The 14,468-nt window shown below is 71.0% G+C and carries 14 protein-coding genes and 1 tRNA gene; 2 read left to right on the top strand and 13 right to left on the bottom strand.

Annotated elements, in window-relative coordinates:
* Positions 1 to 42: 42 nt before the first annotated feature.
* From ABZ078_RS39365 to ABZ078_RS39395, 7 genes are all read right to left on the bottom strand, one after another.
* Positions 43 to 115, bottom strand: a tRNA-Ala gene (locus tag ABZ078_RS39365).
* A gap of 104 nt (positions 116 to 219) precedes the next feature.
* Positions 220 to 891: a histidine phosphatase family protein gene (locus ABZ078_RS39370; protein WP_356583343.1), complete on the bottom strand. Its 672-nt coding sequence runs from the start codon at positions 889 to 891 to the stop codon at positions 220 to 222.
* Positions 882 to 1,328: a ribosome silencing factor gene (rsfS, locus tag ABZ078_RS39375; RefSeq protein ID WP_356583344.1), complete on the bottom strand. Its 447-nt coding sequence runs from the start codon at positions 1,326 to 1,328 to the stop codon at positions 882 to 884. Before rsfS ends, ABZ078_RS39370 begins: the two co-directional genes overlap by 10 nt.
* Before the next feature lie 111 nt (positions 1,329 to 1,439).
* On the bottom strand, positions 1,440 to 3,137 hold the full coding sequence (locus ABZ078_RS39380; protein ID WP_356583345.1) for an LCP family protein: 1,698 nt from the start codon (positions 3,135 to 3,137) through the stop codon (positions 1,440 to 1,442).
* Between the two features lie 25 nt (positions 3,138 to 3,162).
* Entirely contained in the window at positions 3,163 to 3,801 is a 639-nt protein-coding gene (nadD, locus tag ABZ078_RS39385; protein WP_356583346.1) for a nicotinate-nucleotide adenylyltransferase, read from the bottom strand.
* 79 nt (positions 3,802 to 3,880) lie between these two features.
* Positions 3,881 to 4,045, bottom strand: a complete 165-nt coding sequence (locus ABZ078_RS39390; protein WP_356583347.1) for a hypothetical protein — start codon at positions 4,043 to 4,045, stop codon at positions 3,881 to 3,883.
* A 131-nt stretch (positions 4,046 to 4,176) separates the two neighbouring features.
* Positions 4,177 to 4,338 (bottom strand): hypothetical protein, encoded by a 162-nt coding sequence (locus ABZ078_RS39395; RefSeq protein WP_356583348.1) that lies wholly within the window; start codon positions 4,336 to 4,338, stop codon positions 4,177 to 4,179.
* 125 nt (positions 4,339 to 4,463) lie between these two features.
* On the opposite strand from ABZ078_RS39395, the gene ABZ078_RS39400 reads away from it, so the two are divergent.
* On the top strand, positions 4,464 to 5,594 hold the full coding sequence (locus tag ABZ078_RS39400) for a M48 family metallopeptidase (RefSeq protein ID WP_356583349.1): 1,131 nt from the start codon (positions 4,464 to 4,466) through the stop codon (positions 5,592 to 5,594).
* Between the two features lie 64 nt (positions 5,595 to 5,658).
* Here ABZ078_RS39400 and ABZ078_RS39405 read toward each other — a convergent pair whose 3' ends face one another.
* From ABZ078_RS39405 to proB, 5 genes are all read right to left on the bottom strand, one after another.
* Positions 5,659 to 6,732 (bottom strand): hypothetical protein, encoded by a 1,074-nt coding sequence (locus ABZ078_RS39405; protein ID WP_356583350.1) that lies wholly within the window; start codon positions 6,730 to 6,732, stop codon positions 5,659 to 5,661.
* Between the two features lie 122 nt (positions 6,733 to 6,854).
* Positions 6,855 to 7,457 carry a hypothetical protein gene (locus tag ABZ078_RS39410; RefSeq protein WP_356583351.1) on the bottom strand — a complete coding sequence of 201 codons (603 nt, stop codon included), beginning with the start codon at positions 7,455 to 7,457 and terminating at the stop codon, positions 6,855 to 6,857.
* Between the two features lie 183 nt (positions 7,458 to 7,640).
* A complete protein-coding gene (locus ABZ078_RS39415; protein WP_356583352.1) occupies positions 7,641 to 8,927 on the bottom strand; it encodes a glutamate-5-semialdehyde dehydrogenase in 1,287 nt (428 codons plus the stop codon).
* 82 nt (positions 8,928 to 9,009) lie between these two features.
* A complete protein-coding gene (locus ABZ078_RS39420) occupies positions 9,010 to 9,465 on the bottom strand; it encodes a hypothetical protein (protein WP_356583361.1) in 456 nt (151 codons plus the stop codon).
* A 292-nt stretch (positions 9,466 to 9,757) separates the two neighbouring features.
* Complete coding sequence (gene proB / locus ABZ078_RS39425; protein WP_356583353.1) at positions 9,758 to 10,885, bottom strand: glutamate 5-kinase; 1,128 nt, start codon at positions 10,883 to 10,885, stop codon at positions 9,758 to 9,760.
* A 316-nt stretch (positions 10,886 to 11,201) separates the two neighbouring features.
* Here proB and ABZ078_RS39430 point away from each other — a divergent pair, with 316 nt between their 5' ends.
* On the top strand, positions 11,202 to 13,262 hold the full coding sequence (locus tag ABZ078_RS39430; RefSeq protein WP_356583354.1) for a hypothetical protein: 2,061 nt from the start codon (positions 11,202 to 11,204) through the stop codon (positions 13,260 to 13,262).
* Here ABZ078_RS39430 and ABZ078_RS39435 read toward each other — a convergent pair.
* Positions 13,231 to 14,454, bottom strand: coding sequence for a glycosyltransferase (locus ABZ078_RS39435; RefSeq protein WP_356583355.1), 1,224 nt, complete (start codon positions 14,452 to 14,454; stop codon positions 13,231 to 13,233). The two genes, ABZ078_RS39430 and ABZ078_RS39435, sit on opposite strands and share 32 nt — an antisense overlap.
* Positions 14,455 to 14,468: the final 14 nt, after the last annotated feature.

Genomic DNA, 14,468 nt, shown 5'->3' on the forward strand with positions numbered 1-14,468 from the left:
CCCGCCGATCGAAGCGATCGGCGGGATCTTGTTGTCTCGCTGTGGAGCTAAGGAGAATTGAACTCCTGACCTCCTGCATGCCATGCAGGCGCTCTACCAACTGAGCTATAGCCCCGTGTTCCGGCCCCCGCTCGGCGGGGCGAACAAGAAGAACTTTAGCCTGCGACCTGCCAGAAAGTGAAATCCGGGTCCCGTGCCGCCCCGGACGGGACCCCGGCGTCAGTCGTCGTCGCCGAGCACCGGCTCCGGGAGCGTGCCGGCGTTGTGCTCCAGCAGGCGCCAGCCGCGGGCGCCCTCGCCCAGGACGGACCAGCAGCAGTTGGAGAGCCCGCCGAGGCTCTCCCAGAACCGGGCCTCCAGGCCGATGAGGCGGCCGATGGTCGTACGGATCGTGCCGCCGTGGCTGACGACGACGAGCGTGCCGTCGTCGGGCAGCTTCTCGGCGTGCCGGAGCACCACCGGCGCGGCGCGGTCGGCGACCTCGGTCTCCAGTTCGCCGCCACCGCGGCGCACCGGCTCACCGCGCTTCCAGGCGGCGTACTCCTCGCCGTACCGCGCGATGATCTCGTCGTGCGTCAGGCCCTGCCAGACGCCCGCGTAGGTCTCGCGCAGGCCCTCGTCGTGGGTCACGTCGAGGCCGGTGAGCGTGGCGAGCTCGGCCGCCGTGTGGGCGGCGCGCTGGAGGTCGGAGGCGATGATCGCGTCGGGCTTGAGGCCCGCGAGCAGCCGGGCGGCGCGGCGGGCCTGGGCGGCGCCGGCCTCGGTGAGGGCGACGTCCGTGGTGCCCTGGAAGCGGCGCTCCACGTTCCAGGAGGTCTGGCCGTGCCGCCACAGGATGACGCGGCGGCCCCGTCCGGGCCTGGCGGCCTCGCTGAAGGAGCTCACCGCCACTCACCGCCCAGTTCGGCCGCCTCCTCGGCGGCCTGGAGCTTGGCGTGCTCCGCGGCCTTGCCCCGGGTGGCCTTGGCGTCCTCGGGGAGCTCAAGCTCGGGGCAGTCCTTCCACAGCCGCTCCAGGGCGTAGAAGACCCGCTCCTCGCTGTGCTGGACGTGCACGACGATGTCGACGTAGTCGAGCAGCACCCAGCGGGCCTCGCGGTCGCCCTCGCGGCGCACCGGCTTGGCGCCGAGCTCCTTCAGGAGCCGCTCCTCGATCTCGTCGACGATCGACTTGACCTGGCGGTCGTTGGGTGCGGAGGCCAGCAGGAAGGCGTCCGTGATCGACAGCACGTCGCTGACGTCGTAGGCGATGATGTCGTGCGCGAGCTTGTCGGCGGCCGCCTGGGCGGCGGTGTTGACGAGCTCAAGGGAACGGTCGGTTGCGGTCACTACAAGGCTTTCGGTCGGCGGACACTTGACATCAAGGGTCTCACGGACCGCCGACAGCACCCCACGTGATTATCGGCTCACGCGGGGTGCCCCGGCCGCTGCCCGCGCCTGTTAGGAGGTCGACGGCGCGTAGTCCTGGCCCAGGACCACCGTGACGTCCGCGTTCCCGGACACTTCGCCCTTGGTGACGGCGCCGGAGGGCAGCCCCAGGGTCTTGGCGACCTCGGTGGCGTTCTCCTTGTCGCCGGCGTCGGAGTAGACGACCTCGGAGGTGGCCGCGGTGCCGGCGGTGCCGCCCTCCAGGAAGGTGAAGCCGCCGTTCAGCAGCACCACCCGGACCTTGTCGGTGTTGTCCTTCACGCCGCTGGCGTTGCGGACGGACACCCGGACGGCCGCGTCCTTGTCGGGGCTCTTGGCGGTGCCGCCGAGGACGTCCTTGACGACACTGGCGCTCGCCTGGGCGCTCAGTGCGCCGTCGCCCTGGACGGGCAGCATGGCGGTCTTGTAGTCGCCGCCCTTGGCGAGGTCGGCGAGCCTGGCGAGGAAGGCGCCGAGGTCCTTGTCGGTCAGCGGGGGCTCGATGATCATGCCCAGCGTCTGGATGGTGACGGTCGCGCCCTGCGTGTCCGAGGTCATCTTGCGCAGTACGGCCTGCATGACCTGCCCGAACCGCTCCAGCTGGGCGTTCTGGGCTTCGCCCGGGACGCGGTAGGTGGCGTAGGCGACGGCCATCTTGCCGCTCAGGGTCTGCGCCTTGCCCTTGCGTACGAGGGGCGCGGCGCCCTTGGACTTGGCGTCGGGGTCGGGCACGTCGGTGTCGGTGTCGACCTCGATGTTGCCGACCAGGTCGACGAGGTTCTGCAGGTACGGGGTGTCCAGGCGCCAGGTGCCCTGGATCTCGGTGCCGAGCACGGTGTCGATCGCGTCGCGCGTCCCGGAGGAGCCGTCGTCGTCGACCGACTTGGCCAGGGTGGTCGTGGTGCCGTCGTCGCCGGTCAGGGCGAGGGAGTTGGGCAGCAGGACGGTGGTGCCCTGCTTGGTGGTGGTGTTGTCGACGAGCAGGGCCGTGGAGGTGCCGCCGTTCTTGGTGTTGTGCAGATGGACCACGATCACGTCCCGCTTCTGGGCGCTCACGGGCGTACCGGTGCCGGTCTTGTCGTCCGACGACGACAGCCCGGGCAGCTTCCCCGCGTACCAGAGGTAGCCGACGCCGCCGACCGCGACGAGCGACAGGACGACCGCGAGGGCGATCACACGCGCGCGTGCCCGTCGCCGGGCCTCCTCGCGGCGCTCGGTGCGGTTCTCGGTGAACTTCAGCCAGTCGATGACGTCCTCGGAGTCCGAGTCGGGCTCCTCGACGAAGGCGAACTGCTCGGTGCGGTAGTCCCGTTCACCCCGGTCCTGGGCCTGCGGTTCCTCGACCGGTCCGGCCTGGTGCGGGATGTAGGCGGTCTGCTCGGCGACGCGGTGCTGCTGACCGCTGGTCGCGGTACGGCCGTAGGGGTCGTACGGCGGTGAGTGCGCGCCGGCCTGCTGCTGGTGCGTTCCGGTGCCGTACGGGTCGTAGGCGGGCGTGGGCGGCTGCCGGCCGGTGTCGCCGGCCTCGTAGGGGTCGTACGGCGGCATCTGCTGCTGCCGGCCGGTCGCGTACGGGTCGTAGCCGTAGCCCTGCTGGGCGTAGGAGTCGTACTCCTGCTGGGGCGGCTGTTGCTGCGGCGGGATCTGTCGGTACACCGGCTGCCCGTACTCGTCGTAGCCGACGAGTTCGTACTGGTCGGCCCCGTACCCCGCGTCGTATCGGTCGTTCACCGTCGCCCCTCTCGGCTCACTCGCCTCATTCGCCGCGGTACAGCTCGCGCTTGTCGATGTAGCGCACGACTCCGTCCGGCACCAGATACCAGATGGGGTCGCCCTTCGCGACTCTCGCGCGGCAATCGGTGGACGAGATGGCCAGCGCGGGTACCTCGACCAACGAGACGCCGCCCTCCGGGAGACCGGTGTCGTCGAGGTGATGACCGGGCCGGGTGACCCCGATGAAGTGCGCGAGGGAGAAGAGTTCCTCCGAGTCCCGCCAGGTCAGGATCTGGGCGAGGGCGTCGGCGCCGGTGATGAAGAAGAGGTCGGTGTCGGGGTTGAGGGCGCGCAGGTCGCGCAGGGTGTCCACGGTGTACGTCGGGCCGCCGCGGTCGATGTCGATGCGGCTGACGGAGAACTGCGGGTTCTCGGCGGTGGCGATGACCGTCATCAGGTAGCGGTCCTCGGCCGGGGAGACGTGCCGGTGGCTTTTCTGCCACGGCTGACCGGTCGGCACGAACACGACCTCGTCGAGGTGGAACTGTGCGGCGACCTCACTGGCCGCGACGAGGTGGCCGTGGTGGATCGGGTCAAACGTTCCGCCCATGACGCCGAGGCGGCGTTTGCCGGGGCTCGACGAGCCGTTTCCGGGGCCGGTAGGCATGTCCTGCTCTCCCATGCGTGCAGACCCTACCGGCCCCGCCTGAGGGCTCCGGCCGACCGCTGTCCGGGCGGGCCGGGAAGCCGCTGGTCAGGGCTCAGCGGTCGCGGTTGAAGCGGGTGGTGATCCACAGCAGGAGCATCAGGGCGAGGAACGCGCCACCCCCGGTGACCAGCGGGCTGAGGCTCTCGTGGTTGCCACCGTGCTCCTCGCCCTCGGCGGCGAGGGTGACCAACTGGGCAGCTGCGCTGTGGAAGCTCATCTTCGGCGTGACCTATCGGGTGTGGGCGGGATAAAGATGTCGGCTCATGGTAAGCGGGCGCCATGACGGCGATCACGCCGACTCCACCGTCGGACGACCTCCGCGGGCCCACGGGGAACCTTCCCGGGCGCTCATTCGTCCTTCCGCCTGTAGCCCCGCAACAGGAACCACGCGGTCAGCACACAGCCCACGACCATCACGATCAGCACGACCCGGAGCAGATTCCCCGCCCCCTGCTGCTCGGCCGCGCTCGCGGCCTCGGTGAGCCAAGCGACTGCGGGATTGTGCTCCATGGCGCGGAACTCCTTCGCTGTAGTGCCCGTCCACGGTAACTCCGCCTAGGCTGGGCTCTGCTTCGGGGGCGCAAAGGACCACAAAAGGACCGCACAAGGGTCCGCAAAGGGCCACACTCACGCACATGGGGGAAGACATGTCCGAAGGCCACGAGCACAGCGGGCGGGAGAACGTGCCGAGCAGGCAGCGCAGGCGTTTCCCGGGGATCTCCTCGCGTGCGTACGAGCACCCGGCGGACCGCTCGGCCCTGGTGGCCCTGCGCAAGCTCAGCGGCTTCGACACGGTCTTCAAGGCCCTGAGCGGCCTGCTGCCCGAGCGCAGCCTCAGGCTGCTGTTCCTGTCCGACTCGGTGCGGGTGTCGGACCAGCAGTTCGCGCACCTCAACGACATGCTGCGGGACGCCTGTTACATCCTGGACCTGGAGAAGGTCCCGCCGATGTACGTCAACCAGGACCCGCAGCCGAACGCGATGTGCATCGGCCTGGACGAGCCGATCATCGTGGTCACGACGGGCGTGGTGGAGCTGCTCGACGAGGAGGAGATGCGGGCGGTGATCGGCCACGAGGTGGGCCACGCCCTCTCCGGCCACTCGGTGTACCGCACGATCCTGCTGTTCCTGACCAGCCTGGCGGTCCGGGTCGCCTGGATCCCGCTGGGCAACATCGCGATCATGGCGATCGTGACGGCGCTGCGGGAGTGGTTCCGCAAGTCGGAGCTGTCCGCGGACCGGGCGGGCCTGCTCGTCGGCCAGGACATCCATGCCTCGATGCGCGGCCTGATGAAGCTCGCGGGCGGCCACCATCTGCACCAGATGAACGTGGACGCGTTCCTGAAGCAGGCCGAGGAGTACGAGGCGGGCGGCGACCTGCGCGACTCGGTCCTGAAGATCCTGAACGTCCTGCCCCGCTCGCACCCCTTCACCACGGTCCGCGCGGCCGAGCTGAAGAAGTGGGCCGAGTCCCGCGACCACCAGCGGATCATGGACGGCCACTACCCGCGTCGCTCGGAGGACAAGGACACGTCGGTGACGGACTCCTTCCGCGAGTCGGCGTCCCACTACGCCACCCATGTGAAGTCCTCCAAGGACCCGCTGATGAAGCTGGTCACGGACATCGCCGGCGGCGCCGGGGACCTGGGCGGCCGGGTGCGGCGCGGTTTCGGCGGCTTCACGAGCACGCCCCCGAGGGACGAGCCGCGCCGGGACGACGACTCGCCGGGCGACCGCGGGGACGACAACCGCGAGGACAAGGGCTGAGGACAAGGGCTGAGGAAAGGGCTGACGGGCGCAGAACGCCGCCCCTCCGGGGCGCCGCCCCGGCTCACACCTTCGGCTGGGCCCCCGCCGCCAGCGACCCGCACAGAGCCGTCGCCCCGCCCGTGGCGTAGGGATCCGTCCCCGCCGGACCGCCCGCCTTGGCGGTCTGCCCGGCGAGCAGCGGACGCAGCCGGTTGGTGGGGTCGTCCGCGCAGGACAGCGGTCCGGCCTGGACGTAGGACACGACCAGCTGCGCCTGGTGCAGCCGCAGGTCGTCACGGTCGAAGCGGAAGTGCAGTTCACGCCGGACGGTGAACAGCGACGCCTCGCCGGCCTTCTCCGCGTCGGCGGGCCGCAGGGCGTAGACGAGCGTGTGGTCCGCCGTGACCTCGAGCGTGGCGGAGTCGGTCTCGGCGGCGGAGAGCGTCCCCTGGACGCGGATCTTGCGGTCGGCGAGCTCGGCCTGGGCGGGGTCGAAGCGAACGAGCCACCCGGTCGGCGCATGCCGGCCGTCCGCGGCCGGATGGCTGAAGCTCTGATCGAACTGGTCGAGTTGGTCGGGGTCGAGCAGCACCCGCACCGGGCGGACCTGCTCTCCGGTGAGCACCTCGGGATCCAGCGAGGACCGCACGATGTAGTCCTTCGCGATGCTGAGCGCGGTCGTCACCTGGCTGTCGGAGAAGTGCGCGGTGCGCCGCGCGGCCGGCAGCGGGATGCCCTTCGCGCCGATCCGGAACTGCGCGGCGGGACTGTGCGCGAACAGTTGGTCGGTGTCGCTCGCTCCGGGCACCTTGCCCTGGGGGGAGAGCGGGATGACGGTCATCCGCAGGGGCTCGGCGGGCGGCCCGGAGCTCGCCGGGTTCTGATAGGGATGCCGTACACCCATGTAGATCGCCGTACCGAAGGCCACGGCGATCAACAGGACCAGGATCAGCGCCTGCCGGGACAGCCCCCGGCGCATGGGTGGGCGGCGGCGGACGGCGGGCGCGTGGTCGGCCAGGCGCTCCTGCGCGGAGAACTCCTGGAGGCGGGCAGCGCGGACGAACGACTCGTCGAAGACGACGGATCGGTATTCGTCCTCGCCACCTCCGGGGCCGCCCTCGGGTGTCCCCTCAGGTGGGTCTCCAGGCCCTCCCATATCTTCAGAGTAGGTCGCCGGGAGCTCGGGTAAACGCCCTGGTACACGACAAGTTCTGACAGGTTCTCACCAAGTCGGCAGGGCGGCTCTCAGCGCTGTTCAGGCCCTCGGTCCGGCTCTGTTCAGGGCGTGCGCGGGATCGCGGGGACGGCCGGCTGGGAGTAGTCGGCGGAGGCCGAGGGAGTCACTCCGCCACCCTGTTCGAGCCCGGTGGACGTGGGCGGAGTGATCTGGTCCCGGCTGTTGGAGGAGGCGCCGCGATAGACCGCCGTGAAGGCCAGCGCGACCATGCCGATCCCCATCACCAGGGCGAGCACCCAGGCGACGGGACGGTGCCAGCGGACCGGCTTGCCGTACGTCCCGGGAGCGCCGTAGCGGTCCTCGAGGATGTCCGGGTCGTCCAGGTCGTCGAGTTCCGGATCATGGCCGAAAGCGGTGCGGCCGTCGGGGCCGTACCCGTCGTCGTACCGCTCGCCCCGGCCGTGCGCCCGGCGCGCTTCCGCCTCGGAGGCCTCCGCTCTCGCCTGGGCGGCGGCCAGGAGGCGCTCGACGGCGGTCGGCTCGTGCACCACGGCCGCCCGTACGAATGCCTCGTCGAAGACCACGGAGGCGAACTCTTCGTCCGACACCCCGCGGTCGTGGTCGTCGTCGGGCTCCCAGCCGTCAGGGAACGGCGTGCCCCCCACGTCCTCCGGCACGACTCCAGAGTAGTCCTGGGGGGTCAATTTGGGCAGACGGTAGGGAAATTCATCCGCCTTGTGAGACCTCGGCTGCGGCACGGACGCAGACGGGGGCGCGTGTCGGACGCATATGCCCTGGCCGCGCGCCCTGCGCCCCCGGCCCTGCGACGCGCCCCCGCACAGCGAGAGCGCGCCCCTCGGCAAGGGAACCCGCACTCAGGCTCAGGCTCAGCGCCGGACGTGCCCGTCCCCCGTGACGATGTACTTCGTGCTCGTCAGCTCCGGCAGGCCCATCGGCCCGCGGGCGTGCAGCTTCTGCGTGGAGATGCCGATCTCCGCGCCGAAGCCGAACTGGCCGCCGTCGGTGAAGCGGGTGGAGGCGTTCACCGCGACCGTCGTCGAGTCGACCAGCTGGGTGAAGCGGCGGGCGGCCTGCTGCGAGGTCGTCACGATGGCCTCGGTGTGACCGGAGGTCCACAGCCGGATGTGCTCCACGGCCTTGTCCAGGGAGTCCACGACCGCGGCGGCGATGTCGTACGACAGGTACTCGGTCTCCCAGTCCTCCGCCGTGGCCTCGACGACGGTCGCCTTGGAGTCCTTGGCATACGCCAGCACCCGCTCGTCGGCGTGCACGGTCACCCCGGCCTCCGCGAGGGCGTCCAGCGCGCGCGGCAGGAACTCGGGGGCGATGTCCTGGTGGACCAGCAGCGTCTCGGCGGCGTTGCAGACGCTGACGCGATGGGCCTTGGAGTTGATCAGGATCTCGATCGCCATGTCGAGGTCGGCGTGGGCGTCGACGTAGACGTGACAGTTGCCGGTGCCGGTCTCGATGACCGGGACGATCGACTCCGAGACGACGGTCTGGATCAGCGAGGCGCCGCCGCGCGGGATCAGCACGTCGACCAAACCACGGGCCCGCATCAGCTCGCGCACGCTCTCGCGGCTCTCCCCGGGCACCAGCTGCACGGCGTCGGCGGGCAGCCCGGCGCCGCCGACGGCGTCGCGGATCACCCGGACGAGGGCGGTGTTCGACTCGTACGCCGAGGCCGAGCCGCGCAGCAGCACGGCGTTGCCGGACTTCAGGCAGAGGGCGGCGGCGTCGACGGTGACGTTCGGGCGGGCCTCGTAGATGATCCCGACGACGCCCAGCGGGACGCGGACCTGGCGCAGGTCGATGCCGTTCGGGAGGGTGGAGCCGCGGACGACCTCGCCGACCGGGTCGGGCAGCGCGACGACGTCGCGCACGTCGGAGGCGATGGCCCGCACCCGCTCCGGGGTCAGGGTCAGCCGGTCGATGATCGCCTCGCTGGTGCCGGCCTCGCGGGCCTTGGCGATGTCCTTGGCGTTGGCCTCGACGATTTCACTCGTACGGACCTCCAGGGCGTCCGCGATGGCGAGCAGCGCGTCGTCCTTCTCGGCCCGCGGCAGCGGGGCGAGGTCGGCGGCGGCGGCTTTGGCGCGGTAGGCGGCCTGGGTGACCGGGGACATGGCGTCGTACGGCGAAAGCGAGGTCATGAAAAGAAGGGTAGTGCGCCTGCCAGGCTCCCCCTTCGCTCATCCCAAACCCCGAGACAAGCCCACACGCCACCCAAGATGCTCAAAAGGGGTGGACGCCCACCGGGGTCGCCGGCAGCGGGCCGTAGCCTTCCGCGATGCGCTGGTGGTAGGTCTCGCGGTCGATGACCTCCAGGCCGACGATCTCCCAGGGCGGCAGTCCGGCGCTCTGCCGGTGCTCGCCCCACAGGCGCAGGGCCACCGCGGCCGCGTCGTGCAGGTCGCGGGCCTCTTCCCAGTAGCGGATCTCGGCGTGATCGTTGGCGTATCTGCTGGTCAGCAGAAAGGGGTGATCGTGGGCGAGCTGCTCGAGCGCACGCCGCACCTCCTTCAGCGGGGCCTCCTTGCCGGAGACGCTGAGGGTGACGTGCCACAGACGGGGCAGGTCCTTGGGCTCCTCGTACCGGTCGCCGGCCGCGACGCTCGTCAAGGCGCGCTCCTCACCGGCCGCACGGGACGAGGTCCCACCGGCACTGCGGGACGCCGTCCCAGGGCGCACTCGTCTCACGACGGCCTCCTTAACGCAGTGACCGACTCGGTGGTCGTGCGGAATGTGTCCCTGAGACAAAGTTGAGCAGGCTTGCAAGGGCTCGCGGGCCGATTTTGCGGAACGTCCACCTCAGGGCGACTTGTTTGACAGGGCGTTCCCCCCGTTTTCGGCTGGGGGTCCGGGGGTCGGCCCCCGGGACGAAGCAGCGCGGAACGTCCACCTCAGGGCGACTTGTTTGACAGGGCGTTCCCCCCGTTTTCGGCCGGGGGTCCGGGGGTCGGCCCCCAGCAGGACATGGCCCTCAGGGTTCCAGGACCACCAAGTCGTCCCGGTGGACGACCTCCCGCTCGTACTCCGCCCCCAGCTCCCGCGCCAGTTCCCGCGTCGACCGTCCCAGCAGTTGCGGGATCTCCTTGGCGTCGAAGTTGACGAGGCCGCGTGCGACCGCGCGCCCCGCTCCGTCGCGGAGCTCGACCGGGTCGCCCGCGCTGAACTCGCCCTCCACGGCGGCGATCCCGGCCGGCAGCAGCGACTTGCGGCGTTCGACGACCGCCCGTACCGCGCCGTCGTCCAGCGTCAGCGAGCCCTGCGGGGTGGACGCGTGCTGCAGCCACAGCAGCCGGTCGGCGGAACGCTTGCCGGTGGCGTGGAAGTAGGTTCCGGTGTCCCCGCCGGCGAGCCCCTCGGCCGCGTGGATGGCGCTGGTCAGGACCACGGGGATGCCGGCCGCGGCCGCGATCCGGGCGGCCTCGACCTTGGTGACCATGCCACCGGTGCCGACCCCGGCCTTGCCCGCGCTGCCGATCTCGACGTGCGCGAGGTCCTCGGGGCCCCGTACCTCCGCTATCCGCGAGGTCCCCGGCTTGCTGGGGTCGCCGTCGTACACGCCGTCCACGTCGGACAGCAGCACCAGCAGATCCGCCCGCACCAGATGGGCCACCAGGGCGGCGAGGCGGTCGTTGTCGCCGAAGCGGATCTCGTCGGTGGCGACGGTGTCGTTCTCGTTGACGATCGGGAAGGCGCCCATCGCCAGCAGTTTGTCGAGGGTGCGGGAGGCGTTGCGGTGGTGGGCGCGGCGGCTCATGTCGTCGCTGGTGAGCAGCACCTGGCCGACCCGGACGCCGTAGCGCGCGAAGGAGGCGGTGTAGCGGGCGACGAGGAGTCCCTGGCCGACGCTGGCGGCGGCCTGCTGGCGGGCCAGGTCCTTGGGGCGCCGGCGCAGGCCCAGCGGGGCGAGCCCGGCGGCGATGGCACCCGAGGAGACGAGGACGATCTCCTTCTCCCCGCCGCTGCGGCTCTTGGCGAGGACGTCGACGAGCGCGTCGACACGGTCGGCGTCCAGGCCGCCCGACGCGGTGGTCAGCGACGAGGAGCCCACCTTGACGACGATTCTGCGGGCCTCGCGGACACCCTGCCTTACCCCTGCCACCTGTGCTGTTTCCCCTCGCGTGCGTCCGGTTCCCTGCTCGGCAATCTACGCGAAGCGGATCGTGCCGCGCGCGGGGATTCCAGCCCCCGGACAGCCGGGCGGTGACGGTTTGCTCACGTGTCGCACACGGTGAAAAAGCCGTGCCGGTTGCCCGGGGGACCGGGCCCGGCCGCGACGCGAAGCGCCTGCGAACCGGCCCGCGCGCTTCCCAGAGCCCCCGGTGACTCCAAGGCTCCAGGACACGCGCGTGTCGTCTGCAGGCAGGCGCGCGTTAACCCGGACGCACGACATCCGCGCCGACCTTGGAGTGACCCCGTTGCCCACACCTCTGTCCCGTATCCCGGCGAGAGCGCTCGTCACGGCCCTCCTGGTCGCGGCCTTCGGCGCCCAGGCCGTGGCGGCGCTGCGTCCGCACGTCCCGCTGCTGCTCGCGGCGACGGTCACGTCACTGGCCATGGAGGGCGCGCTGTACCGCTGGCAGCGCGGCATGCTGTCGGTGTTCGCCAAGTCGCACGCGGACATCACCGCGCGGCACGTGCTGCGGGACCTGCTGCTGGTGGTGGGTCTGCTGCGGCTGGGCGAGCAGCAGCGGGAGACGGTGTACGCCCCGCTGGTCGCGGGCCTCCTCGCCTTCTACGCGCTGCACTGCGCGATCCAGGCGCTCTCCGTCCTGGTCCGCCGCACCCGCACCCTGCCGGTGGTCACCCGCAACATCGACGCCTCCGCGCTGCGCCTCTCCCCCGCCCCGCCCCAACTGCTGCGCCGCCCCGGCGACCGCCTGCTGGTCTTCGGCCTCCCGGCCACGGCCGGCCTGCTGACCACGGCGGCCCTCGACGACCCGCGCTGCGCGGCCCTCGGCATCGCGCTCTCCCTCGGACTCGCCCTGCTGGGCCTGTACGACCTTCTCGTACGACTGCTGCCGAGCCGGCGCCCGGCCGGCGAGCAGGAGGCGCTGGACTGGCTCGACGCCTGGCTGGCGGAGTACCGGCCGACGGTCGGCCTGTACTTCTCCGGCGGCGCCTCCTCGGCGTACCAGGCGAACATGTGGCTGGAGCCGCTCGCGAAGCTGGACGGCCGTCCGCTGATCGTGCTGCGCGAACGGTTCATGGTGCCGAAGATCGCCCCGACCGACGTCCCGATCCTGTGCCTGCCGAAGGTGTCCACCCTGATGCGCCTGGAGCAGTCCACGCTCCAGGTCCTCATCCACCCCTCGAACTCCGGCAAGACCTCCCAGGTCCTGCGCATCCCCACGCTCAAGCACACGTTCGTCAACCACGGGGAGAGCGACAAGCTGTCGTCCTGCAACCCGTACGCGAAGGCCTACGACGAGGTGTGGGTGGCCGGTCCGGCGGCGCGTGAGCGGTATGCGTATGCCGAGGTCGGCGTCGAGGACAAGGACGTGGTGGAGATCGGCCGCCCGCAGCTGGATGCCGTACGGCCGTACGCGGGTCCGCCGAGCGGCGCGTGCGTGACCGTGCTCTACGCGCCGACCTGGGAGGGCTGGGACGGCAACCCGGGCAACACGTCGGTGATCGAGGCCGGCGAGAACCTCGTACGGGCGCTGCTCGCGGACCCGGGCGTACGGCTGCTGTACAAGCCGCATCCGCTGACGGGGTCGGTGGATCCGCGGGCGGGCGCGGCAGATCTGCGCATCCGCGAGCTGATCCGGGCGGCGAACCGGGAGCGGACGGGCGAGCGGCCGCGTGACACCGGCGAACTCGCCCTGCTGACGCAGGAGTTGGACCGCCTCACCACGACGGACGTCCGGTCGGGCGCCGATCAGGTGGAGCGGATGCTGCTGCAGGGGGCGCCGGAGCCGGGGCGGGCCGAGGCGGTGGCGCGGGCGACGGAGGCATGGGAAGAGGCGTACTGGGCGTCGTTGCCGCAGTGGGAGCACCAGGTCGTCACGGCCGCCCGGCCCACCCTGTACGCCTGCTTCAACGTCGCCGATCTGCTCATCAGCGATGTGTCGAGCGTGATCAGCGACTTCCTGGCCAGCGGAAAGCCGTACGCGGTGGCGAACACCAGCGGCCTCGCGGAGGACGTGTTCCGCAAGACCTTCCCGACCGTGCGCGCGGCGACCGTGCTGACGCCGGACGCGGCCGGGGTGCCGGAGCTGCTGGACGCGGTGCGGCATCCCGAGAAGGACGAACTGGTCCAAGCGCGGGCGGAGCTGAAGCGACACCTGCTGGGCCCGGACGAGCCGACGTCACAGGCGTGCTTCAACGAGGCCGTTCAGGCGCTGTGTTCGGCGGCGCGGGAGCACCGGACGCGGATGGCGGAGCGGCTGGCCGCCGAGCTCCCGGCCGAGCTCCCGGCGTCGATCCCGGACCAGCGCCGGTCCGTCACGCCGCAGCAGCCCGCCCACCCGGCGTAGCCCCGCCCGAGCGCAGCATCCGTCGCGCCTTGCGCACCGCCCGCCGCAGGAACGAGTTGGTGCCGGCCTCCCGGTACCCGGGGAAGGCGCGGGCCTCGCGCGGTTCGGCGAGGTACACGGAGTCGGGTATTCCCGCCGCCGCGTCCCTGAAGTGCGGGTAGGCGAGGTAGACACGGCGGCCCTTCTTCTCCAGGAGGGCCGCCGCCTGCTTCTTGGACTTGATGAACTCCACGACGGGCAGCAGGAGTTCCGGGCGCTGCTCGGCGACCAGGTGCAGCCGCAGGCGCTCGTCCACCTTGAGGCGGCGGGCGATGCCCGGGGTCCAGTAGGCGTCCATGAGGGGCTTCGCCAGTTCGAGCTTGTGTCGCCTGACCTTCTCGCTGTCCTTGGCGTACTTGGGCCCGAACTGCGGCAGCAGGGTGATGAGGAAGGGCCGCACCATGAGCTGGTCGCGCCGGTCGCCGGCGGGTATGTGCTCGGCTATCAGGTTCATCAGGGCGCGCGCGGAGTCGAAGCGCAGGGTGTAGCCGCCGCTCTTGGTCACGTGCTTGCCGTCGTCGCGGCCCACCAGGTAGTAGCAGGTGTAGTCGGCGACCACGGAGACGCCGTCGGCCCGCAGATAGGCCTCCATGGTGAACAGCGCGTCCTCGCCGGTCCACAGGGACTCGTCGAAGCGCATGTGGTGCCGGGTCAGCAGCTCGCGGCGGAACAGCTTCTGGGCGCTCAGCGTGAACTTGATGTTCGAGGAGAAGACGTCGGTACGGTCGAGCGTCTTGCCCCACATCGACTTGGGCGCGGTGCGGTTGACGCCCTCGACCCGGCCGAGCACGACGTCGGTGCCGTTCTTGTCGGCCATCGCGACCATGCGCTCCAGGGCCTCGGGGCCGAGCCGGTCGTCGGCGTCCAGGAAGAAGACGTAACGCCCGGCCGCCTTGCCCAGGCCGACGTTGCGCGGGCCGCTGGGGCCGCCGGAGTTCTCCTGCCGGATGACGGTCACCGGCATCGGCGCGCGCTCCGCGAAGTCCTCCAGGCACTGTCCCGTGCCGTCCGTGGAACCGTCGTCGACGGCGATGACCTCGATGCGCTCCGGATCGATGGTCTGCGCCTCGACGGACGCCAGGCACTCGATCAGGTACGGCATCGCTTCGTACGCACCGATGATCACAGTCACATCAGGCTGCGTGACGGTCACTTTTCCCCCTAGTC

Origin of the sequence: Streptomyces sp. NPDC006385 (genome assembly GCF_040612485.1) — a bacterium.
In the GTDB taxonomy this organism is placed as follows: Bacteria; Actinomycetota; Actinomycetes; order Streptomycetales; family Streptomycetaceae; genus Streptomyces.

Bases quoted from the DNA above. Each gene is read 5' to 3' on its own strand.
- ABZ078_RS39405 (WP_356583350.1), bottom strand. From the start codon at position 6,732: ATGGGAGGGCCTGGAGACCCACCTGAGGGGACACCCGAGGGCGGCCCC.
- ABZ078_RS39390 (WP_356583347.1), bottom strand. From the start codon at position 4,045: ATGAGCTTCCACAGCGCAGCTGCCCAGTTGGTCACCCTCGCCGCCGAG.
- ABZ078_RS39395 (WP_356583348.1), bottom strand. From the start codon at position 4,338: ATGGAGCACAATCCCGCAGTCGCTTGGCTCACCGAGGCCGCGAGCGCG.
- nadD (WP_356583346.1), bottom strand. From the start codon at position 3,801: ATGGGAGAGCAGGACATGCCTACCGGCCCCGGAAACGGCTCGTCGAGC.
- ABZ078_RS39400 (WP_356583349.1), top strand. From the start codon at position 4,464: ATGGGGGAAGACATGTCCGAAGGCCACGAGCACAGCGGGCGGGAGAAC.
- ABZ078_RS39415 (WP_356583352.1), bottom strand. From the start codon at position 8,927: ATGACCTCGCTTTCGCCGTACGACGCCATGTCCCCGGTCACCCAGGCC.